Here is a 22,541-nt window from a genome sequence, read left to right as displayed (position 1 = left end):
CGGGGCGCGCCGCGCGGGCCGGGCGCATGGGCGGGCGCAGCCGCTTGTGCGCCCGGTGAGTCGGCGGCTGCGCCCGGGTCGTGTTACCGGCGCTGGCGGTCCAGCAGTTGGGCCTGGTAGAGCGAGGGCGGCAGCAGGCCCCCCTGGTTGGCGCCCTCGATGTACCCGGCAGGCTGCGTGAACGGCCCGTCGCCGGTGATCGTGCCGTGGCAGCCGATCGCGTAGTTCTGGGCGGTCGGCGGCTTCTGCACGATGAGCCTGCTGGTCGACACGTCGCAGTTCCAGGCCACCGAGTGGGCCGCCGACCACCCGTGCGAGGTGCCGTACCGGCCGCGGTTGTACAGCCCGAGCGTGTAGTCGTAGTGCGGGTCGACGTCCTTGTGGCCGTCGAACAGCAGCGCCTGCGACCACCGGCGGTGGCCCTCGCTGGAGTTGAGCGCGTACTCCGAGGTGCCGCGCAGGAACACCACGCCCGACACCGTGCTGTGGCCGTTGGAGACGAACGCGTGCCTGGCCTTGTACGCGTGGCAGTCGCGAAAGAGCACCTGCTGCGAGTAGACGTAGGTGTTGAAGTTGTAGCGCCTGCTGCCCGTCACGATGCTGACCGGGTCGATGGCCCGGCAGTTCTCGACCGTGGCGCGGGTGGTCTCCTGGGTGGCGACCCCGGCCTGGATGAAGTGGAGCATCGTGCAGTCGCGCACCCACGAGTCCTCGGTGCGCAGCAGGACTATCGCGTTGTAGGCGTGGTCCTCGTCCTGCTCCGGGTCCCCCTGGTACTCGATGTCGACGCGCAGCCGCTCCACGCCCACCTGGGTGACCAGCCCGGCCCGGTCCCACTTGTAGAGGAAGGACGGGGACAGGGCGCGGTTGAGGTGGTTGAAGACCGGGACATCGATTTTCACGACATTTCCGGAAACTTCGCGTACGTACCGGTTGTAGATGATCGGATGCTCGCCCACCTTCCACGCCGGCCCCACGTCGTGGCCGCCGTAGTCGATGGCCTTCAGCCACTCCTCGGTGCAGGGATGGGTGATCACGATGTTGTCGCCCGGCCGCAGCGCGCCCGGGTCGGCCACCGCGAACTCGCGCGCGCCCACCTGCACGAAGTCGGTGGTGATGTCGGTACGGGTGCCCGCGACCTCGCCCGTCCAGCCGCCGCCCGCCGCGCCGCCGGCCACGATCACGTCGCGGTCCTTCGGGTTGTTGCCGGTGGCCTTGATGATCGTGTTGCTCGCCGGGTCCTCGCCGTCACCGGTGCCGCGCAGGACCAGGCCGCTCGCCCGTACGTACAGGGTGCCCGCCACCGGGTAGACGCCGGGCAGCAGGAGCAGGGCGCCGCGCCGCGCGCGGGGCAGCGCGGCCACCTCGTCGAGCGCCGCCTGGACGTGGGCGGTGTTGTCGCCCTCGATCGGGCGGATCGCCTTGACGACCGGCACGTACGGGATCGGCCGCTCGCCGTTGCGATAGCCGGCGTGGCTGAAGTCGGGGACGCGGTTGCCCTCCGCGTCCTGCTCGTAGGCCAGCCGCCCCCACCGGTCGTAGCGCACCAGGCGAGACTGCCAGGCCGTCGAGGCGCTCGCGGGCAGCGCGCCGGCGGCGGCGGAGAGCGCCAGCGCCCCGCCCGCCGCGAGCACGGCCCGCCTGCTGAGGTCATGTGCCATGTTCCACCTACCCGATGACGATCTTGTCGAGCTCGGGACCCCGAGCGGTGAGGCCGAAGAACCGGATCGTGTTGACCCCGGCCACCAGGTCCACCGGCACCGTCGCGGTGGTCACCGTGTCCTTGGTTCCGGTCATCGGCACCTGGATCGCGTCGCCGCCGTTGACGCTGATCGAGAACGACTGGGAGCCGTCCACCAGCGCGTGCACGGTCAGCTGCCGCGTCCCGGTGGTCTCCGACAGCACGCCCTTCAGCACGGCGTAGTCGTAGATGTTGCCGCCGATGAGGATGACCTTCCGCCCGCCCGAGCAGACGGCGCAGTAGGCCGGTTCGGCGGCGCCCTCGAAGATGTTGCCGACCCGCTCGGCCTCGTACGTCCCCGGGCTCCGGTCCGGCGGCGGCAGCCGCACCGGCGGCGTCGCGGGCCCGAGCTGCTCCGCCTTCAGATCCTTGACCAGCAGGTACGTCTCCTGCAGCCCGGCGCTCTTGATGCTGCGGTAGATGCCCCACTTGGGCCGGTTGTACTGCTCCTGCGTCCACCACAGGTCGATGTTGTCGACCTTCTGGTCCACGATCGTCCGCGAGCCGTTCTTCGGGCCGTCACGCAGCACCCATCGCATGTATCCGGCGTCGCCGGACTTGAACTCGATGGTGGTCGTGACCCACTTGTTCTGGATCGGCTCCAGGTCGGCCGTGGCGAAGTCGTGGGACTTGTTGTCCTCGAGCGTCCAGTACCGGGCCGCGATCTTCTGCACGCCGTTCACGACCGGCAGCGAGATCTGCGCGATCGGCGTGCCGACGTCGGAGTTCTTCAGCTGCCAGATGTGGGTGAAGTTCGTGGTCGCGTCGAGCGTGTCCGGGATGTACATCTGGTACGTGATCCGCCAGGTCTCGTCCTTGCGAATCTCCAGCGGGCTGCCGTCCGCCGCCCGCATGCCGCGTACCTCGTTGCGCATGCGATCGGAGCCGTCGCGGTCCTCCAGGTGGGCGTCGAACCGCCACACGCCCTTCTCGGCGCGCACGTGCGGCAGGCCCTCGGGATGCGAGCCGCGCCGGTCGTCCTCCAGGGCCTCGAACGCGTTGACGCCGTCGCGCCACGGGCTGGGGTTCCACCGGGTCTCCCAACGGGGAGCCCCGCTGGGAGACCCGGCGGCGGTCCCGGCCGCCTGGGCCGGCGCCGTCTGCAGCAGCAGCGCCATCGCCGCCAGGGCTCCCACCAGGTGCCTTCTCACTGAATCGTCACCCTGTCGAGATCGGGCGCGCTGGCGCCGTCGTTGAAGAAGCGGACGCTGTTGGCGCCCGCGTTGAGCTGCACCGAGACGGCCTTGGAGACGGGCGTGTTCCAGTCCGTGCCGGTCAGCGAGACGGTCTGGGCGGCGCCGCCGTTCACGCTGACCTGGAAGCCGCGCGTGCCGCTCACCAGCCCGTGCACCGTCAGCTGCCGGGCCCCGGCGGCGGCGGACTGGACGTTGAGCGTGACCGCGTTGCCTGAGCCGCCGCCGATCCAGCCGACCTTGGTGCCGCCCGAGCAGCCGGAGCAGGACGCGGTGCGGGCGGTGCCGCTGAAGGAGCCCTGCTCGGCCTCGTACGCGGACGGGTCGGTGCTGCCGCCGTCGGTGAGCTGGTAAGCCTGCAGATTGCGGATCTGGAGGTAGGTGTTCTGCAGGCCGGAGCTGTTGATGCTGCGGTAGATGCCCCACTTGGGCCGCAGGTACTCGTCGTCGCCCCGCCACAGGTCGGTGTTGTCCAGGCGCTTGTCGACGAGCGTGGTGGAGCCGTCCTTGAGCGTCCAGCGCAGGTAGCCGCTGTCGGACGCCTTGAACTCGAACGTCGTGTCCACCCACTTGCCCTGGATCGGCTCCAGGTTGGTGTTGCCGACCTCGTGGGTCTGCTCGGCCTCGTCCCAGTAGCGGACGTTGATCTTGGGGGTGCCGCCCGAGATCGGCAGCGACATCGTGTAGAGGGGCGCGCCGGAGCCGGGCACCTTCATCTGCGCGATGTGGGTGAAGCTGCTGGTGGCGTCCAGCGAGGTCGGGATGTACATCTGGTAGCTGATGCGCCAGGTCTCGTTCTCGAGGATCTTGAGGTACGAGCTGCCGCCGGTCCGCATGCCCTTGACCTCGTTGCGCTGGCGGTCGTCGCCGTCGCGGTCCTGGGTGTGCATGTCGAAGCGGTACGCGCCGCCGGAGACGTAGATGTGCGTGACGCCGGAGTGCGAGTCGGCGCGGTCGTCCTCGATGCCCTCGAACGCCTCGGCGACGGTGTCGTTCGCCGGGTCCGGGCTCCAGCGCAGCGTCCAGGCAGCCGCCGCGGCGGGGGCGGCGGCGGGCAGTGCGGCGGCGGCGGTGACCGCCAGGGCGGCTAAGACGCCGCCGATGCGCTTGTTCATTGGTCCTCATTTCTCCTGAGGTGAAGCGTGAACCCGCCGTTGGGGGGGACGGCGAGGTCGAGCTTGCCCCCGGCGGAGACGGTGGCCGTCTCGGCGAGGATCCGGTCGCCTGGGGCGTCCCGGTAGATCTCGGCCGCCCACTCCCCCTGGTCGAGGAAGTCGAGCGGCACGGTGAGCGTGCGGGCCTCGCCCGACACGCCCGCGCCGACGTACCATTCGCCGCCGTTCCTCCTGGCCAGGAGGATGTGGTCGGCGGGGTCGCCGGACAGCAGCCGCGTCTCGTCCCAGGCGGTGGGGACGGCCGACAGCAGCCGCAGCGCCTCCGGCCGGGCCTCGTAGGCCTCGATGCCGTCGGCGAAGTGCTGGACGCCGGACTCGAAGATCACCGACAGCGCGAGCTCGAACCCGGCCGAGATCGTGCGCACCCCGGTGAACGTGCACGGCGTGAAGTCCATCGGGCCCTGCACGTTGCGGGTGAAGGCCAGCGACAGGTAGTGGGCAGGCTGGTAGAGCGGCTGCTTGCCGGGCTTCGGCTTGATCCACTCGGCGCCCTTGACGGCTTCCGCGGTCATGAACTGCGGCCAGGTCCGCTCGGTGCCGCGCGGGATGGTGCCGCCGTGGAAGACCACCATGAGTTCGAGGCGGGCGGTGGCGGCCAGGATGGCGTCGAACCAGCGCATCCGGTCCTGGCCGTCGGACTCGGTGAAGTCGATCTTCACGCCGACCGCGCCCCACTCCTTCCAGAGCCCGAGCTTCTCGCGGTGCTCCAGCTCGGTGTCCACGTGCTGCCAGTGCGACCAGAGCCAGATGCCGACGCCCTTCTCCTTGGCGTAGGCGATCAGCTCGGGCATCCACTCCTTGTTCCAGCCCGCGTCGGCCAGCACGTACGGCCAGCCGTTCGCGGCGGCGAAGTCGACCCAGCGCTTCTGGGCGTCGAGGTCGCGGGTCGAGGGCCCGTCGGACCACCACGACCAGGCGGCGGCCCCGGGCCTGATCCAGGAGGTGTCCTCGACCCTGGACGGCTCCGCGAGGCTGGTGACCAGGTCGCTCTCCACGATCGTGGCCAGGTCGCCGACGACCATCGTGCGCCAGGGGGTGGTGAGCGGGCTGGCGGCGGTCACGTACGGGTCGGGCAGGTCGAGCCGGAACGTGTGGCCGTCGAAGCGCAGGCGGGAGCCGGCGTAGCCGCTGTCCAGGTTCGACTCGGTGACGAACATCCAGGAGCCGCCGGTCTCGAAGAGCGAGGGGTAGCCGTACAGGATGGGCTCGGCGTCGGCGACGCTGCTGTGGCGGTGGATCTCCTCGTAGTCGCAGCGGCCGTTCTCGTACGGGAGCAGCACGGCGCGGGCCTCGGCGGGCAGGACGTACTCGGAGGTCTCCTCCACGACGGTGACCGGGCCGGTCCACGGCACCACGTACCGGTAGGCGACGCCGTGGCCGCCGACGCGGACCTGCACGTCGAGCCGGTGCCCGTCCTTGGTGAAGGACAGCGTCCACTCCCCGGCCTCGTAGCCGTGCTCGCGCCGCTTGCCGGTGGCCGTGCGATAGGTCTCCTCGACCCGCCGCTCGGACATCCCGGACAGCGTGAGGCCCCTGCTCAGGTCGGCGTGGGCGGTCCTGATGCCCAGCCTGGACGGCTCCAGCACCGTCCGCCCGCGGTGGCGCACCTCCAACGTGAGCACGCCCTCGGTGGAGAGGGTCAGCCCCGCTTCCAGGTCCTCGTCACTGAACGTCCAGCTTGGCACGTGCCCTCCAGAAAGATGAAGAGATAGGAGGAGTCGATCGCGGCTCACCGGCCGTCCAGATGTGTGGCGCGGCCCGCCGGTCAAGGCATCCGGATCTCCTCACAGTGCGCTAGAGCCTAGGTTGCAAGCGCTTTCAATTCAATTCTTGACGAAGTTAATTACCCGGTCTACGGTACGGCCATGCCTCACGGACTGCCCGAAGACCAGCCCATCAGCTCGTCGATACATCCGACCTCTGCCGCTCGGCTGGCCGAGTTCCGTGAACAGCGCTTCGGATTGTTCGTTCACTGGGGGCTCTACGCGCTCGCCGCCCGCCACGAGTGGGTCAAGCAGCGGGAGCGCCTCACGGACGAGCAGTACCAGCCCTATTTCGACCACTTCGACCCCGACCTGTTCGACCCGGACGCATGGGCGGAGGCGGCGGCCGGCGCGGGAATGCGCTACATGGTGCTGACCACCAAGCACCACGACGGCTTCTGCCTGTGGGACTCGGCGCAGACCGACTACTCGGTCGCGAACACGCCGCACGGCAAGGACCTCGTCGGCCCGATCGTCGAGGCGTTCCGGGGACGCGGGCTCGGGGTGGGCTTCTACCACTCGCTGATCGACTGGCACCACCCGCACTTCCCGATCGACGGACTGCACCCGGCATACATCGAGGACAAGATCCATGATGGCCGAAATATCGAGATTTATCAGTCCTATTTGCACAACCAGGTCGAAGAGCTCCTTACCCGGTATGGCCGAATCGACACGATGTGGTTTGACTTCTCCTACTCCAAGCGGGTCCGCGACGGCCGGCTCACGCCCGGCGGCAAGGGCGCGGCGGACTGGCGTTCGGAGGAGCTGGCCGCGCTGGTCAGGAGGCTGCAGCCGGAGATCCTGATCAACGATCGCCTGGAGATCCCCGGCGACTTCACCACGCCCGAGCAGTACCAGCCGGTGACGCCGCCCGGGCGGGTGTGGGAGGCGTGCCAGACGCTCAACGGCAGCTGGGGCTACGACCGCGACAACCTCGACTACAAGTCGGTGGACCTGCTGCTGCGCATGCTGGTCGACACCGTCTCCAAGGACGGCAACCTGCTGCTCAACGTCGGCCCGAACGGGCGCGGCGCGTTCGACCCGCGGGCGCTGGAGACGCTGCGCGGCCTCGGGGAGTGGATGCGGCTGCACGGCCGCTCCATCTACGGCACGGGCCCGAGCACGTACGAGGCCCCGCCGGACTGCCGCTACACCCAGCGCGGCGACCGGCTCTACGTGCACCTGTTCGCCTGGCCGTACCGGCACCTGCACCTGCCCGGACTGGCGGGAAAGGTGCGCTACGCGCAGTTGCTCAACGACGCCTCGGAGATCCGCACCCTGATCCCCGACCCGGCCGTGGACAGCGGCCACAGCCGACTGGGCGCGCTGCCGCCCGGAACCCTGACCCTGCAGCTCCCGGTCCAGCGCCCGGACGTGGCGGTGCCGGTGATCGAGCTCTTCCTTTGAGAGGCCCCCCATGGAGATGAACCGTCGCCAGATGCTGGCCCTGGCGGTGGCGGCCGCGACCGCGCCCGTGCTGTCCGCCTGCGCGGACACCAGGCAGCAGAAGCAGGCCGCGGCTCCGGTCAAGTCCGGTGCGCAGCTGATCGACCCCAACCGGCCGGGCAGCGACGCCTGGCCGTTCGAGGCGGCCGAGCAGCTCAACAACTCGCTGACGTGGCCGAAGACGAACGTGGCCGACCCGGCGTCCAAGGTGACGATCACGGTCGCGATGACCACGGACGCGGTCACCGAGGTACGCAACGCCCAGTTCGACTTCTTCTTCAAGAAGCGCCACCCGAACATCGAGATCAAGCGGGAGTCGGCGCCCTTCGACCAGTTCCTGACGAAGTACATGACGCAGGCCGCCGGCGGCACGCTGCCCGACGTGCTCTACAACCACTACTCCTGGACGCAGAACCTCATCGCCAACCAGGTGCTGCATCCGGTGGACGAGTACATCGCCAAGACGCCCGAGTTCGACATGGACGACATCCCGCAGAGCGGGCTCGGCTACTTCAAGCGCGACGGCAAGCTGTACGGCCTGCCCACCGACATGGCGCCCAAGCTGCTCTTCTTCAACAAGGACCTGTTCGACAAGGCCGGGATCGACTACCCGGACGAGAGCTGGACGTTCGACAAGCTCTTCGAGACGGCGAAGAAGATGACCAGCGGGTCGGGCGCGGAGAAGATCTACGGCTTCTCCCCCATGCCGACGCCGTCCCCCGACCTCAGCGCCGTCTTCCTGCTGCCGTTCGGCGCCCGGTTCCTGGACGCCGCCGAGTCGAAGGTGCTGATCAACGAGCCCAAGGCCAAGGAGGCCATGGGGCGCTGGATGGACCTGCTGCTCAAGGACAAGGCGGTGCCGAGCCTGGCCGAGCTGCAGCTGCTGGAGAAGGTGGACCCGTTCAAGACCGGCCACGCGGCCATGCTGATCAACGGCGCCTGGCTGATGCTGGAGCTGTCCAAGCAGACGGCGTTCAAGTGGGGCGCCACGCACATGCCCAAGGGACCCGCGGGCCGCTTCACCCCGGCCGTGGGCAGCGCTCTGGTGCTGACTGCCTCCTCGCAGAACAAGGACGCCGCCTGGATCTACATGCACGAGTTCCTGTCGACCTCCGGCTACAAGTTCCGCCAGATCTCCGCGCCCGCCCGGCAGTCCGCCTGGGAGGACAACGCCAAGGCGGTCGGCATCCCGGACGAGACGGCGAAGCTGGTCAAGGAGATCCTGGCCGACTACGCCTCCGACGACGGCGTACTGCGGCTGCCGGCCAACAAGAAGGTCGTCGACACGGCCAAGCCCATCTGGGAGCGCGCGATGCTCGGCAAGATCAGCGTGGAGGACGCGCTGAAGGAGATCGCCGACAAGGTCACGCCCGTGCTGGCCGAGAACAAGATCGCATGACCGCCGTCAGCGCCCCCAGCACGCTGGCGCGCCGCGAGGCGCGGCGGTTCCACCTGTTCGTCTCGCCGTGGCTGATCGGGTTCGTGCTCTTCAGCGCGGGCCCGATCCTCGCCGCCGTCGTGCTGAGCTTCATGGAGTGGAACCTCCTGAAGCCGCCGAAGTGGGTGGGGTTCGCCAACTACGTGCGCATGTTCAACGACCCCGACTTCTGGGAGTCGATCGAGAACACCGTGCAGTACGGCGTCGGCGCGGTGGCGCTCGGCGTGTCGTTCACGTTCCTGCTGGCGCTGCTGCTCAACCAGCCGCTGCGCTTCCAGGGCCTGTTCCGCACCGTGATGTACCTGCCGTCGGTGGTGTCGGGCCTGGCCACGGCGCTGCTGTGGCTGAACATCCTGCACCCCGACTACGGGCTGATCAACAAGGTGCTGGCGTCGTTCGGCATCCAGGGTCCCGGCTGGCTGGCCTCGCAGGAGTGGGCCATTCCCGGGCTCGTGCTGATGAGCGTGTGGGGCGCGGGCAACACGATCGTCATCTACCTGGCCGGGCTGCAGGGCATCCCGAAGACGCTCTACGAGGCCGCCGAGATCGACGGGGCGGGGTGGTGGCGCCGGTTCTGGAGCGTGACCGTGCCGATGATGTCGCCGGTCATCTTCTTCAACGTGGTGACCGGGTTCATCGCGGCGCTGCAGAGCTACGTGCTCATCCTGGTCATGACCGAGGGCGGCCCCGGCAACGCGACGATGGTGCTGGGGCTCTACATCTACCGCAACGCGTTCGTCTACTTCGACATGGGGTACGCGGCCACGCTGTCGTGGGCGATGTTCGTGCTGGTCATCGCCGTGACCGCGATCCAGTTCAGCCTGGCCAGGCGCTGGGTGCACTACGAGTTCAAATGAGGTCGCCGATGCTCGTCGAGACCGCGGTCAAGCCCGCGCGCTCCCCCAGGCCGGGCGGCAAGCCCCTGAGCTCGGAGCAGGCCGAGCGCGTCAGGAGGATCCGGCGCTCCGGCGCGTACATCCTGCTGGCCATCAGCTCGGCGGTGTTCCTGCTGCCGTTCCTGTGGATGGTGACGACCTCGCTCAAGTCGGACGCCGAGAACCTGGCCTTCCCGCCGCAGTGGCTGCCCGACTCCTTCAACTTCGACAACTACGCCAAGGGCTGGAGCGGGTCGCTGCCGTTCAACAGGTTCCTGCTGAACACGATCGTGATCACCGCGCTGTCCATGGCGGGCAACCTCATCTCGTGCATCCTGCCGGCGTACGCGTTCGCCCGGCTGCGGGCGCGGGCGGCGGGCGTCATGTTCACGGCGCTGCTGGCGACCATGATGATCCCGCGCGAGATCACGCTGGTGCCGAAGTTCGTCATGTTCTCCAAGCTCGGCTGGGTCGACACGTATCTGCCGCTCATCGTGCCGGAGTTCTTCGGCGTCGCGCTCTACATCTTCCTGCTGCGCCAGTTCTTCACCACGATTCCGCAGGAGCTCATCGACGCGGCCCGCATCGACGGGGCCTCGGAGCTGCGCATCCTGTGGAGCGTCATGCTGCCGCTGGCCAAACCCGCCATCGCGGCGATCTGCCTGTTCTCCTTCGTGGGCAACTGGAACCAGTATCTGGAGAACTCCATCTACCTGCGCTCGATGGAGAAGATCACCCTCGCGCAGGGGCTGGGCATGTTCAACGGTCAGTACGTCACCCAGTACAACCAGATGATGGCCGTCGCGCTAGTGTCGATGTTGCCCATCCTCATCATCTTTTTCCTGGCGCAGAAGACGTTCATCCGGGGCGTCACGCTCACCGGAATCGCAGGAAGGTAATCCTTGGACGACGTTAAGGACAAGTACGAACGCCAGCCGTACAGAAGGTGCGGCCGTAGCGGTCTCCTCCTCCCCGCCGTGTCGCTCGGCCTGTGGCACAACTTCGGCGAGGGCAAATCTCTCGACGGCCAGCGCGCCATCTTCCACAAGGCGCTCGACCTCGGCATCACCCACTTCGACATCGCCGACCGCTACGGCCCGCCGTTCGGCGCCGCCGAGGCCACGTTCGGCCGGCTCCTGCCGCGGTCGATGCGTGACGAGGTGGTCGTCACCACCAAGGGCAGCAATCCCATGTGGGACGGCCCGTACGGCAAGGGCAACTCGCGCAAGCACCTGCTCGCCACGCTCGACCGGTCGCTGACCCGGCTCGGCCTCGACTTCGTCGACATCTTCTACCTGCACCGCGACGACGCGGAGACGCCGCTGGAGGAGCAGGTGGCCACGCTGGACCACCTGGTCCGCACGGGGCGCACCCTGTACGTGGGCGTGTCGAACTTCTCGCCCGAGCGCACGGCGGAGGCCGCCCGGCTGCTGCGCGAGCTGGGCACGCCGCTGCTGATCCACCAGCCGTCGTACTCGCTGCTCAACCGGAAGATCGAGCACGGCCTGCTGGGCGTGCTGGAGCAGGAGGGCGTCGGCTGCGTGGTCTACTCGCCGCTGGCCCAGGGCCTGCTCACCGACCGCTACCTCGACGGCATCCCCGCCGACTCGCGGGCGGCCGAGGGGCGCTTCCTCACCCCCGACCGGGTGACGCCGGAGGTGCTGGCGTTCGTACGGGCGCTGTCGGAGCTGGCCGCCTCCCGCGGGCAGACGGTGGCGCAGCTCTCCCTGGCCTGGGCGCTCAGGGACCCGCGCGTCACGTCGGTGCTGGTCGGCGCCTCCAGCCCCGAGCAGCTTGAGGCGAACGTGGCCGCCGTGGACCGGCTCGACTTCTCCGACGACGAGCTGGCCGCCATCGACCGCGCCGCCAAGGAGGCCGGTATCGAGGCGTAAGGAGTCGTCTCCCCCGTGAGAGCGAGGGCACTCGCTCGTCACGGGGATCCGCCGCTGCCCCGGCGACCGGCACGATCATGACATGATCACCTGGACCGGACGATGGACCGCCTGGGCAGCGGCCTCCTGGACGCTGCTCTACGTCGCGTCCAAGATTCACTTCGCCCTCGCCGAGCGCATCGGCGTCACCGGCGGCCCGCGCGTGGCCCCGGAGACCTATCTGGAGTACGGGCCCGGCGAGGTCGCGCGGGCCCAGTGGGCCAACGCCGCCGCCGGCCTGCTCATGGCCGCCGTCGTGCTGGCCTCCCTCATTCCTTTCCGGCGGCCGCTGCCGCGCCGGACGATGGCGGCACTGCTGTGGTCGTGCGCGGCGATGGCCGCGGCGGGCGCGATCGGCATGACCGCCGGCGCCCTGTTCGCCGAGCGCGGCGGCGCTCTCTTCGGTGGTTACTGCGCGGTGTGGGCCGTGCTGCTCTGCCTCGCCTCCCTCTCCTTCCACCGGCGCCGCGACCCATAATGAAACATCTTTCCCGTTAGCGTGCTACCTTAAGGGGACGACAGACCTATTAAGGAGTGATTTTTCATGGAATATCGGCAGTTGGGGGCGTCCGGGCTCAAGGTCCCCGCGCTGAGCTTCGGCGCCGGGACGTTCGCCGGGAAGGGCGAGCTGTTCAGCGCGTGGGGCGACACCGACGTGGCCCAGGCCCGGCGGCTGGTGGACATCTGCCTGGACGCGGGGGTCACGATGTTCGACACCGCCGACGTCTACTCCGACGGCGCGTCCGAGGAGGTCCTGGGCCAGGCGCTCAAGGGGCGGCGCGAGCGGGCGCTCATCTCCACCAAGGCGGGGCTGCCCATGGGTGACGGGCCCGGCGACGCTGGCACCTCCCGGCACCGGCTGATCACGTCGGTCGACGACGCGCTGCGCCGCCTCGGCACCGACCGCATCGACCTGTTCCAGTTGCACGCCTTCGACGCGGCGACCCCGGTGGAGGAGGTGCTGTCCACGCTCGACGACCTGGTCAGGGCGGGCAAGCTGCGGTACGTGGGCGTCTCGAACTTCTCCGGCTGGCAGCTCATGAAGTCGCTGGCGACCGCCGAGCGGTACGGCTACCCCCGCTACGTGGCCCACCAGGTCTACTACTCCCTGGTCGGGCGCGACTACGAGTGGGAGCTGATGCCGCTCGGCCTCGACCAGGGCGTCGGCGCGGTGGTGTGGAGCCCGCTCGGCTGGGGCCGCCTCACCGGCCGCATCCGGCGCGGCCGGCCGATCCCCGAGGGCAGCCGCCTGCACAAGACCGCCTCCTTCGGGCCGCCGGTGGCCGACGAGCTGCTGTACGCGGTAGTGGACGCCCTCGACGAGATCGCCGAGGAGACCGGCAGGTCGGTCCCCCAGGTCGCGCTCAACTGGCTGCTGCGGCGCCCGACGGTCTCCTCGGTCATCGTCGGCGCCCGCGACGAGACGCAGCTCCAGGACAACCTGGGGGCGATCGGCTGGGAGCTGACGCCTGACCAGGTGGCCCGGCTGGACGCGGCCTCCACGACCACGGCCCCGTACCCGTACTTCCCGTACCGGCGTCAGGAGGGTTTCGCCCGGCTCAACCCGCCGGTCACCTCCTGAAAATTTCACGCGGCGACGGGCGTTCGCGCTGGTCGCCGGGAGGGCGGGGACGGCGCCGTTGCGGCGGCGGAGCGCCGCGTCGTGCAATCTACGGTGATTCGCCCCCTTCGAGATGGGAGACCTCGTGCGTCACCGACTCGCCGCCCTGTCGCTGCTCGCGGCCACCGCCCTCGTTCCGGGGGTGGCCGCGGCCACCCCCGCGCACGCCGACCTGACCCTGCAGAAGGTCTACTCCAGCCTGCCCTACGACATCTGCATCTCGTTCGGCCAGTCCGGCCAGCAGAACGGCCGGTGGGGCACCTGGTGGTGCAGCACGACCCAGCCCCAGAACCCGCAATATCCCACCTACGACCTGTGGGCGTACGTGTACTGAGGCCGGGCGTCCGGCACCATACCGTTCCGGGCTAAAAAGCTGTCAGTCCGTGCGCAGGCGGACGGGGCCGAACAGGCCGGTGCGCCGCTGGCCGGGGAAGACGAAGTGCGTGGGGCTGACCTCGTCCAGGTAGGGGCCGAGGGTGCCGAGGACCAGGATCTCGATCGTGTTCTCGCCCTCGTCGAGCCGTACGTCGAAGGTGTAAGGCGAGCACACCCTGACCCCGCAGGGCCGCCCGTTCACGGTGACCTCGGCCGTGCCGCGGACGCCGCCGAGGTCGACCACGCCGGGCCCGGCGGCGGCGGTGACCGTGGTGCGGTAGCGGACGCCGCCGCTGTAGCCGGACAGGCCGCGCTCCTCCCAGTCGCCGAGCCGCATCCGGCCGGGGCCGCAGGTGAAGCGGACCGGGCCGGTCAGCGACCCGGTGACCGTCAGCTCCGTCCCGCGGATCCGCACGGGGCCGGTCGCGTCCACCTCGATCCCGGTCACGCCGGGCGGCGGGTCCAGCAGGAGGCGCGTGGGGCGGGGGTGCCCGCCCGGGACCGCGAACCCGGCGGGCGGCGCGGTCGCGCGCCCGTCGAGCCAGCCCGCCCCGGGCAGCGGGTGCGGCCGGGGCCGCAGGTGGAGCGCGGCGGGGTCGCCCTGCTGGCGCCGCCGTACGCGGGGCCGCGACGGCCAGCCGGGGCCGGAGACCGCGAGGCCGTCCACCAGCACCCAGCCGTCCGACTCCACGGTGATCGTGTTGGCGCCCGGCTTGAGCAGGCCGGACACGTCGTAGCGGCGCACCCGCGGGATGTCCGCCTCCTCGTACGGGTCGAACCCGCCCTGCCTGCCCGCTTCCTCCCCGTTCACCAGCACCCGGCAGTACGTGGTCGAGGCCACCTGCAGCAGCTCGTACGGAGGCGCGCCGACGTGCACGGTGGTCTCCATGGCCCCGCCGATCCACTCGGGCAGGACCGCGTCGCGGGGGTCGGCGACCAGGCAGGCGTAGGCCCGCAGGTCGAGCTCCTCGTCGGGGACGAGCCGCAGCTCCAGGAGGTGTTCGCCGGGCGCGAGCGGCTCGCGCGAGACCGCCGCGTATCCCGCGTCGTCCAGCGGCACCTCCTCGCCGTCCAGCCAGGCGGTCTTGGCCGCGCCCGCCCCGATTGCCAGCCGGCCGCCCTCGGACACGGTGAGCAGGCTGCGGAAGCGGGCCTCCTCCCCCGCCCCGACCTTCCCGAACGCCAGGAACTCCACGGGCACGTGCCCCTTGGGGCCGAGCGTCTCCCGGTGGATCGGGTCCTTTCGCAGCCCGCGCGAGGGCGACCACACCGACGGCGTCCACGGCCCGGCCCCCACGCGCTGCTCGCCCCGGGGTTCGAACGTCACGTGCACCGGCTCCCCGTCCGGCGTGCGCAGCGTCCAGCGCTCGACGACGGCGCGGCTGCCGAAGTCCGACCAGGTGTCGTCCAGCGTCGGCACGAGCTCGACGTCCCACTCCTCGCCCAGGTCCGCCTCCTGGCGGAAGCTCGGGCGCGGCGCCGGATCGCGGGAGGTCCCGTCGAAGATCAGCAGCGCGGCGGGCCCGTCATCGAAGGGCACGACGACCTCTACGGCGTCCCCGTCCACGGTGTACGGCAGCGCCCGGGGCTCCCCGCCGAACAGCCCGGCCAGCAGCGGCGTCCCGGAGACGCCCCGCACCTTCACCCGCATCTCGCGGGCGTACCGGGCGGGGTCGAAGTCGATGTCGGCGTCCAGCCAGCCCAGCTCGACGCCGCGTTCCTCGGGCCGCCCCACGCCGATCCTGCTGGCCATGGGGAACGCGGCGGTCAGGAACACCAGCGTGGTCTCCCCGACCTCGCGCACCAGCGGCGGCACCGGCGCCTCGACCCGCCGTTCGAGCCCGGCCAGCGCCGCCCCGAGCCCGTCGGCGCTCTCGGCGAACACCGCCGGGAGCCCGTCGGGCGCCTCCCCCACCGCGACCAGCAGTCCGCCGCCGGCGGCGAACTCCTTCAGCCGCGCGGCCACGTCCTCGTCGAGCACGGTCACGGCGGGCAGCACCACGGCCCGGTACGCCTCGGTGGAGACGGCCAGCCGCCCGTCGCGCACGTCCGCGCGCCGCACCGAGTCCTCGTCGATCACGTCGGCGTCGAGGCCGAGCCGGTCGAGCGCTCCGGGCACGGTCGCGAACCACGCCATGTCGCCCACGAGCTCCCGGTAGACCTCCTGCGCCCGCGCGGCCTGCGCGCCGACGCCGTCCAGCCCGGTACCGGCCTGCGACGTCGCGGTGGGCAGGAGCACCGCGACGTCGCAGGCGTGGCGGCCCATGGACAGGGCCGCGCACAGGCGGGTCACTGCGTCGGCGAAGACCCGGTGGTGCCGCCAGTAGGGCTGGCGCCAGTCGGTGGACGGCGGCGCCCATTCCCACCAGCCGCGCCGGGTCGTGTAGTAGACGGCGTGGGGGTTGTAGAGGTTGGCACCGGCGCGCAGCCAGGGCAGCAACCAGTCGAAGGTCTCCTCCAGGGTGCCGCCCCAGCCGCTGGAGTGGAACGCCTCGATCCAGGTGCGCGGCCTGCCGTACAGGTGGGCGAGCGAGGAGTGCAGGCGCGCGTCGCCGTGGTGGTCGGAGCCGGGCGCGCTGAACCAGCGATGCGTGCGCGCGTAGTCGGCGTAGAGCCGGACGCCGTCCACGGGATGCCCGGCGCGGGCCGGGTCCTGCTGGTCGCAGCCGTTGAGCAGGCCGTGGCGCTCGTGCCAGGCGGCCAGCGGCCGGAAGAACGCCTCCTCGGCCAGCTCGGCCCGGGTCTGCTGGTACGCGTGCCAGTCGGGCGCGTCGAGGGTGAACGGCCGGCCGCGCCGGGCCGCGTACTCCGCGGCGAACGTCGCCGACCAGGTGGGCACGGTGGGCAGCTCGTCCTGGAACGACCCGGCGATCACCTTGCCGAACCAGTGGCCGACCCGCCGCTCGAACTCGCCGTGCACCCGGTCGATCAGCACCGCGCACGCCTCGCGCGACAGGTAGTCGAAGCCGCGCGCCGAGACCGTCCCGTCGGGGGCCAGCCACTGCCCGGCGAACTCCGGACGTTCCTGGACGAGGCGGGCCTGCAGGTCCGCGCCGGAGAAGCCGAGCTGGTCGTAGAACCACAGGTACGCGCCCAGCTCATAGGCGTCGGCGCAGACGCCGTCCAGCAGCTCCCACCACGCCTCGGACAGGAACGGCGGGTCATCGGCGTCGGAGCCGAACAGCGGCCCCGACGGGGCCAGGTTGAGGATGACGAGGTTGCGCACGCCCCCGGCGACCAGCCGCTCCATCTGCCAGCGCAGCCGGTCGCGGCGCAGCGGCTCGCCGCTCCACCACCAGATGGCCGCCGGGGAGAACTCGCGTGGCGGCTCGCGGAGCACGTCGAGAACGGTCATCCCTTGAGCCCGCTCGAGAAGCCCTTGATGACGTAGCGCTGAAGCACCAGGAAGACCAGCACGATCGGCAGCGCCCCCAGGACGAGCCCGGCGAAGACGAGGCCGTGGTCGGAGACGTACTGGCCGACGAAGGCGAAGACGCTGACCGGGACCGTCTCGAACCCGGAGCCGCCCAGGTAGAGCAGCGGGGTGAAGAAGTCGTTCCAGATGAAGACGGCGTTGAGGATCAGCACGGTGCCGGTGATGGGCCGCAGCAGCGGGAAGACCACCCGGGTGAACGCCGTCAGGTGGGAGGCGCCGTCGATCTGGGCGGCGCTGGCGTACTCGCGGGGCAGCGCGCGGATGAAGCCGGTGTAGAGGAAGACCGTGAAGGGCAGCTGGATGCCGGTGTAGAAGAGGATCATCCCGGCGTGCGTGCCGATCAGCCCGAGGTCGGTCACCAGCTCGTAGAGCGGGATCATGCCGAGCTGGAACGGCAGCACGATGCCCAGCAGGAACAGGACGTACAGGCCGTAGCCGAGCCTGCTGTGCACGCGGGCCAGGAAGTAGGAGGCGAACGAGCCGAGCGCGATCAGCAGGACCAGGCTCACGACGGTGATCACCGTGCTGTTCACCAGCGACGGGCCGAGCGCGGCGGCCGACCACGCCTTGCCGAAGTTGTCCAGCGTGGGCGGGTCGGGCAGCGCCAGCGGCGTCTGGGAGATCTGCGCCGGGTCCTTCAGCGACAGCGAGATCAGCGTGTAGACGGGGAACAGGAACGCCACCGCCGCCGCGATCATCACGATCTCCAGCAGGAACGTCCTTCTCATGCCGACACCTCCCGGTTGCGCAGGTAGTAGACCTGGACGAGGGAGACGGCCGCCACGAACAGGGCGAGCACCAGCGCGATCGCGGTGCTGTAGCCGAACTTGCCGAACACGAACGCCTGCTTGTAGAGCACCGTGGACAGGGTCTCCGTGGCGTAGCCGGGGCCGCCGTTGGTGGCGGCGAAGATCTGGTCGAAGAGCTTGAGCCCGCCGATAGTGGAGAGCATGAGGTTGATCGTCACCGCGGGGGCCAGCAGCGGCCAGGTGACGTAGCGGAAGCGCTGGAAGGTGCCCGCGCCGTCGATCATCGCCGCCTCGTGCAGCTCCTTGGGCACGCCCTCGAGCCCGGCCAGGAAGATGACCATGGAGTATCCGGCGTACTGCCACACGACCATGCCGGCGATCGACCACAGCGCCACCGACGGGTCGCCCAGCCAGTCCACGCTCAGGCCGAGCAGCCCGTTCAGGCCCGCCGACGGGTCGGGGTTGTAGACGTACTTCCACAGGAAGGCCACCATGACCGGGCTGACGACCACGGGCGCGAAGAAGATCACCCGCAGCAGCGCCCGGCTCTTCAGCTTGGCGTTGACGCCCAGGGCCAGCAGCAGGCCGACCCCGTTCTGGACGGCCACGATGGCCACGGTGAGCAGCAGCGTGTTGCCGATCGAGCCCATGGCCTGCTCGTCGCCCAGGAGCGTGCCGAAGTTCGCCAGGCCGACGAAGGACATGTCCTGGCCGATGCCGCTCCAGTCCGTGAAGGCGTACACCACGCCGGCCGCGGCCGGGTAGAGCACGACCAGCGCGTAGACGACGAGGGCGGGCGCGGCGAACAGCCAGGACGGCGAGTTGGCGCTGAAGCGCCGCCTGCGCCGCGACCCGGCCGAACGCCGCTGGACCGTCAGGGAAGTCACTTCTTGTACGCCTCGTCCATCTTCTTCAGTGCCTCGTCGATGGTCGACTTGCCGGCCAGCAGCTCCTGGATCACCGCGAAGTGCACCGGCTGCACCTCGGCGTTGGGCCAGCGCTGGTCCATGAACGGCACCGCCCGGTCCTTGGTGAACGGCAGGAACGACTGGACGGCCGGGTCGATCGTCGAGGAGGAGTCCTGGGTGAGCGGGATGGCGGCGATGGCCTTGGCCCAGGCGTTGATGCTCTCCTGCTTGCCGAGGAAGTCGATGAACGCCTTGGCCTCCTCGACGTGCTGGCCCTTGGCGCTGGCGCCGAGGCCGACGACCACGCCGGCGGGGATCCACACCTGGTTGGCGTCGTCCGCGCCCGGCACGGGGAACATCGACAGGTCGTCGGGCGAGGAGGCCGCCTTGCGGAAGTCGGGCAGCACGGCCGACACCTGGATCGCCATGCCCGCCTTGCCGGTGGCCACCATCGAGATCTGCTGCTCGAACGTGGTGCCGTTCGGCTTGTCGTTGAAGAAGCCGCGCTTCTGCAGCTCCAGGTACATCTCCATGGCCTGGCGCCAGCCCGACTGGGCGAAGGAGGTCTGCCCGGCGAGCTGCTTGTCGTCGAACGTCGGGTCCTTGGCGTAGACGGTCGAGGGCACCAGCGCGTACGTGATGAGCTGGGTGACCCACGGCGTCTGCGCGCCCAGCGCGATCGGCGTGATGCCGGCCTTCTTCAGCTTGTCGCAGACCGCGAGGAACTCCGTCCACGTGGTCGGCGGCGCGTCCACGCCGGCCTTCTCGAACGCCTTCTTGTTGTAGACGGCGCCGATGACCGACGAGCCCGCGGAGTAGATGTAGGTCTTGCCCTCGAGCTGGAAGGCGGGCTTGAAGCCGGCGGGGATCGTCTGCGTCCACGGCTGGGCGGACAGGTCGGCCAGCAGCCCGGCCTTGGCGATCTGGGTCATGGACATGGCGCTGCCGTTGCCCGGGTAGACCACGTGCAGGTCGGGCGCGTTGCCCGCGCCGAGCTGGGTGCGGACCGAGGTCTGCACCTGGTCGGTGGGGGCGAAGGAGGCGGTGAGCCGCACCTCCGGCTTCACCTTCTGGTAGGCGGCCAGCAGCTCGTCCATCGGCGCCTTCTGGTCGGCCACGCCGAGGAACTTCAGGTCGACCCCGGCGGCGGACCCGCCGCCCGTGGTGGCGGTGGTCTCGGGCTTGGTCGAGCACGCCGTGGCCGCGGCCGCCACCGCGAGGCCACCCATCATGCGGAAGAACTGGACCCGGCTCAGTCGGGCATCACGCAGATCGGTCATGTCATGTCTCCTCGACGGCGCTGGGGGGGCCGATACGAACGTTTTAATGACGGGCCTGTTAAGTTAACAGGGGTTTCTGTTAAAAATGAGGGATGTCGGGAGGGTACGAGTCGCCCGAGAAGCGTGTCAAGAGTAGGATCCGCAACCGTCCTAGCGAGGGTGAGGGCTCAGGTTGAATTCGCGGCAGCACACCTCCGGCAAGTCCGCCCGATGGCTGGGCATGGCCGAGCACATCGTGCGGCGGGGCTCGGCCACGGTGACCGAGCTCGCGGAGAGCTTCGACGTGAGCGTGATGACCGTGCACCGCGACCTCGACGAGCTCGAGCGCCAGGGCATGGTGCGCAAGGTGCGCGGCGGCGCCACCGCCCAGGCCTCCAACGTCTGGGAGAGCAACATCGCCTACCGGCTCACGGCGCACACCCCCGAGAAGGACGCGATCGCCAGGGTGGTGGCCGGGCTGATCGAGCCGGGCAGCTCGGTGATGCTCGACGATTCGACCACGGCCCTGGCCGTGGCCCGCCACCTGGGCGAGCTGGCGCCACTGACCGTGCTGACGAACTTCCTCGAGGCGATCAGGCTGCTCTCGGCCACCCCCGACATCCGGCTCATCGCGCTCGGCGGCGAATATCACGCCACCCATGATTCGTTCCTCGGCCTCGGCTGCGTGGACGCGGTCGGCGCGGTCAGCACGGACGTGGTCGTGGTCTCCACCTCGGCGGTCTCCGACCGGTACGCCTTCCACCAGGAGCAGGAGATCGTGCTGGTCAAGCGGGCGATGCTGCGCTCGGGCACCCGCCGGATCCTGGCCGTGGACGGCTCGAAACTGGCCAGGGTGGCGCTGCACCGGGTCGCGCCGCTGGAGGAGTTCGACGTCATCGTGGTCGACTCCAACGCGCCCGCCGAGATGCTGCAGCGCCTGCGCGACCGGCATCGGCGGGTCGAGGTCGCGCAGTTGTAACACTCTGATCTGTGATTTGTAACTTGACTCTTGTTACAAGCTTGCCTGCTTGCTACAAAGTGAGGGCTTTGCTACCCATCTGAGGAAGTTGCATGCACTCGCGTCGTTCGTTCCTCGGTCTCAGCGCTTTAGCCCTGGCGTTCAGCACCGACCTCGCCCACCCGTGGACGGCCGGGGCCACGGTGAGAGGCGACTACCCCTTCCAGCTCGGCGTCGCGTCCGGCGATCCGCTGTCCGACCGGGTCATCCTCTGGACCCGGCTGGCGACCCGGCCGCTCGAACCGCTCGGCGGGCTGCCGTACAACAAGATCAAGGTCGAGTGGGAGATCGCCGAGGACGAGGCGTTCACCCGCCGCGTGGGCGACGGCGCCACGTGGGCCACCCCCGAGTACGGCCACTCGGTCCACGTGGACGCCAAGGGGCTGCGTCCCGGCCGCGACTACTACTACCGTTTCCGCACCGGCGGCGAGATCAGCCCGGTCGGCAGGACCAGGACGGCGCCCGCACCGCGCAGCAGCCCCGACTCGCTGCACCTGGCCTTCGCCTCGTGCGCGTCCTGGCAGGACGGCTACTACTCGGCCTACCGCCACCTCGCGGAGGAGCGGCCCGACGTCGTCTTCCACCTCGGGGACTACATCTACGAGTACGGCATCGTCCCCACGGGCGGTAACCGCAACACGCCGGTGCCCGAGCAGTTCCGGGTGCAGTGCGACACGCTCGACCGCTACCGCGTCCAGTACGGCCTCTACAAGAGCGACCCCGACCTGCAGGCCGCGCACCAGGCGGCGCCGTGGATCGTCACGTGGGACGACCACGAGGTGCTCGACAACTGGGCGGGCCGGTTCGGCCCCGGCGGGGAGGTGTCCGAACAGGACTACATGGTGATCCGCGCCAACGCCTTCCGCGCGTACTGGGAGAACATGCCCCTCAGGGTGCCGGCCGTGCAGGGGCCCGACGCCCGGATCTACCGCCGCTTCTCCTTCGGCGACCTGGCCGAGTTCAACGTGCTGGACACCCGGCAGTACCGCGACGACCAGGTGTGCGGCGACGGGCAGCAGGTCGACTGCGCCGACCGGCTCGACCCGGCCCGGCAGATGCTCGGGGCCGAGCAGGAGAAGTGGCTGCTCGACGGCCTGGGCGCGTCCCGCGCCAAGTGGAACGTGCTGGCCCAGCAGATCGCCATGATCCAGCTCGACTACGACGCCGGGCCCGCGCAGCGGCTCAGCATGGACCTCTGGGACGGCTACAAGGCGGCCAAGGACCGCGTGCTGAACGGCATGGTGGACCGGCAGGTCAGCAACCCCGTGGTGCTGACCGGCGACATCCACTACAACCTGGCCGGAGAGCTCAAGACGAACTTCGACGACCCCTCCTCGCGCACGGTCGGCGTGGAGTTCGTCGGCACCTCCGTCAGCAGCGGCGGCAACGGCAACCCGGCCACCGGCCTGCCGCCCGGCGGCGTCGACCCGACCAACCCGCATCTGCGCTTCTCCAGCTACCAGCGCGGCTACGTCTCCTGCGAGGTCACCAGGAGCCAGTGGCGGGCGGACTTCAAGGTGGTGCCGTACGTGGACCGGCCCGGCGCGCCGGTCTCCACCAGGGCCAGCCTCGTGACCCTCGACGGCGCGCCCGGCCTCCACGCGCTCTGA

General features: G+C 70.0%; 18 protein-coding genes. 10 read left to right on the top strand and 8 right to left on the bottom strand.

What is annotated here, in order from left to right:
- Positions 1-83: 83 nt before the first annotated feature.
- Genes ABZS69_RS09520 through ABZS69_RS09505 form a run of 4 tightly spaced genes read right to left on the bottom strand, consistent with a single transcriptional unit; the run spans position 84 to position 5,794 of the window.
- Positions 84-1,661 (bottom strand): hypothetical protein, encoded by a 1,578-nt coding sequence (locus tag ABZS69_RS09520; RefSeq protein WP_355369030.1) that lies wholly within the window; start codon positions 1,659-1,661, stop codon positions 84-86.
- A gap of 7 nt (positions 1,662-1,668) precedes the next feature.
- Entirely contained in the window at positions 1,669-2,892 is a 1,224-nt protein-coding gene (locus tag ABZS69_RS09515; protein ID WP_355369028.1) for a hypothetical protein, read from the bottom strand.
- Positions 2,889-4,049: a CBM35 domain-containing protein gene (locus tag ABZS69_RS09510; RefSeq protein ID WP_355369026.1), complete on the bottom strand. Its 1,161-nt coding sequence runs from the start codon at positions 4,047-4,049 to the stop codon at positions 2,889-2,891. The genes ABZS69_RS09515 and ABZS69_RS09510 overlap by 4 nt, the downstream gene beginning before the upstream one ends.
- A complete protein-coding gene (locus ABZS69_RS09505) occupies positions 4,046-5,794 on the bottom strand; it encodes a glycoside hydrolase family 97 catalytic domain-containing protein (RefSeq protein ID WP_355369024.1) in 1,749 nt (582 codons plus the stop codon). Before ABZS69_RS09505 ends, ABZS69_RS09510 begins: the two co-directional genes overlap by 4 nt.
- Positions 5,795-5,974: 180 nt before the next feature.
- Here ABZS69_RS09505 and ABZS69_RS09500 point away from each other — a divergent pair, with 180 nt between their 5' ends.
- The 8 genes from ABZS69_RS09500 to ABZS69_RS09465 all read left to right on the top strand — a co-directional run bounded on the left by ABZS69_RS09500 (position 5,975) and on the right by ABZS69_RS09465 (position 13,520).
- Positions 5,975-7,282, top strand: coding sequence for an alpha-L-fucosidase (locus ABZS69_RS09500; RefSeq protein WP_355369022.1), 1,308 nt, complete (start codon positions 5,975-5,977; stop codon positions 7,280-7,282).
- A 10-nt stretch (positions 7,283-7,292) separates the two neighbouring features.
- Positions 7,293-8,720, top strand: coding sequence for a sugar ABC transporter substrate-binding protein (locus ABZS69_RS09495; protein WP_355369020.1), 1,428 nt, complete (start codon positions 7,293-7,295; stop codon positions 8,718-8,720).
- Positions 8,717-9,616, top strand: coding sequence for a sugar ABC transporter permease (locus ABZS69_RS09490; protein WP_355369018.1), 900 nt, complete (start codon positions 8,717-8,719; stop codon positions 9,614-9,616). Before ABZS69_RS09495 ends, ABZS69_RS09490 begins: the two co-directional genes overlap by 4 nt.
- Before the next feature lie 8 nt (positions 9,617-9,624).
- Positions 9,625-10,533 carry a carbohydrate ABC transporter permease gene (locus ABZS69_RS09485; RefSeq protein ID WP_355369016.1) on the top strand — a complete coding sequence of 303 codons (909 nt, stop codon included), beginning with the start codon at positions 9,625-9,627 and terminating at the stop codon, positions 10,531-10,533.
- Positions 10,534-10,536: 3 nt separating this feature from the next.
- Positions 10,537-11,526 (top strand): aldo/keto reductase, encoded by a 990-nt coding sequence (locus tag ABZS69_RS09480; RefSeq protein WP_355369014.1) that lies wholly within the window; start codon positions 10,537-10,539, stop codon positions 11,524-11,526.
- A gap of 82 nt (positions 11,527-11,608) precedes the next feature.
- Positions 11,609-12,043, top strand: coding sequence for a hypothetical protein (locus tag ABZS69_RS09475; protein ID WP_355369012.1), 435 nt, complete (start codon positions 11,609-11,611; stop codon positions 12,041-12,043).
- A 66-nt stretch (positions 12,044-12,109) separates the two neighbouring features.
- A complete protein-coding gene (locus ABZS69_RS09470; protein ID WP_355369010.1) occupies positions 12,110-13,147 on the top strand; it encodes an aldo/keto reductase in 1,038 nt (345 codons plus the stop codon).
- Positions 13,148-13,271: 124 nt separating this feature from the next.
- Complete coding sequence (locus ABZS69_RS09465; RefSeq protein ID WP_355369008.1) at positions 13,272-13,520, top strand: hypothetical protein; 249 nt, start codon at positions 13,272-13,274, stop codon at positions 13,518-13,520.
- Between the two features lie 42 nt (positions 13,521-13,562).
- Here the strand turns inward: ABZS69_RS09465 and ABZS69_RS09460 are convergent, their stop codons facing one another.
- From ABZS69_RS09460 to ABZS69_RS09445, 4 genes are read right to left on the bottom strand one after another with little or no spacing between them, the layout of a single operon-like run.
- On the bottom strand, positions 13,563-16,916 hold the full coding sequence (locus ABZS69_RS09460; RefSeq protein ID WP_355369006.1) for a hypothetical protein: 3,354 nt from the start codon (positions 16,914-16,916) through the stop codon (positions 13,563-13,565).
- A complete protein-coding gene (locus ABZS69_RS09455) occupies positions 16,913-17,725 on the bottom strand; it encodes a carbohydrate ABC transporter permease (RefSeq protein ID WP_313045676.1) in 813 nt (270 codons plus the stop codon). The genes ABZS69_RS09460 and ABZS69_RS09455 overlap by 4 nt, the downstream gene beginning before the upstream one ends.
- On the bottom strand, positions 17,722-18,633 hold the full coding sequence (locus ABZS69_RS09450) for a sugar ABC transporter permease (RefSeq protein ID WP_355369004.1): 912 nt from the start codon (positions 18,631-18,633) through the stop codon (positions 17,722-17,724). Before ABZS69_RS09450 ends, ABZS69_RS09455 begins: the two co-directional genes overlap by 4 nt.
- Positions 18,630-19,934, bottom strand: coding sequence for an extracellular solute-binding protein (locus ABZS69_RS09445; protein ID WP_355369002.1), 1,305 nt, complete (start codon positions 19,932-19,934; stop codon positions 18,630-18,632). Before ABZS69_RS09445 ends, ABZS69_RS09450 begins: the two co-directional genes overlap by 4 nt.
- 172 nt (positions 19,935-20,106) lie before the next feature.
- On the opposite strand from ABZS69_RS09445, the gene ABZS69_RS09440 reads away from it, so the two are divergent.
- Together ABZS69_RS09440 and ABZS69_RS09435 are read left to right on the top strand one after the other, a co-directional pair.
- Entirely contained in the window at positions 20,107-20,892 is a 786-nt protein-coding gene (locus ABZS69_RS09440; protein ID WP_355369000.1) for a DeoR/GlpR family DNA-binding transcription regulator, read from the top strand.
- A gap of 92 nt (positions 20,893-20,984) precedes the next feature.
- Entirely contained in the window at positions 20,985-22,541 is a 1,557-nt protein-coding gene (locus ABZS69_RS09435; protein WP_355368999.1) for an alkaline phosphatase D family protein, read from the top strand.

This window comes from Nonomuraea sp. NPDC005650, from assembly GCF_040605375.1.
Taxonomy (GTDB): domain Bacteria; phylum Actinomycetota; class Actinomycetes; order Streptosporangiales; family Streptosporangiaceae; genus Nonomuraea.
The sequence above is the reverse complement of the archived record's forward strand: the minus strand, read 5'-3'. Positions and strand labels throughout refer to the sequence as shown.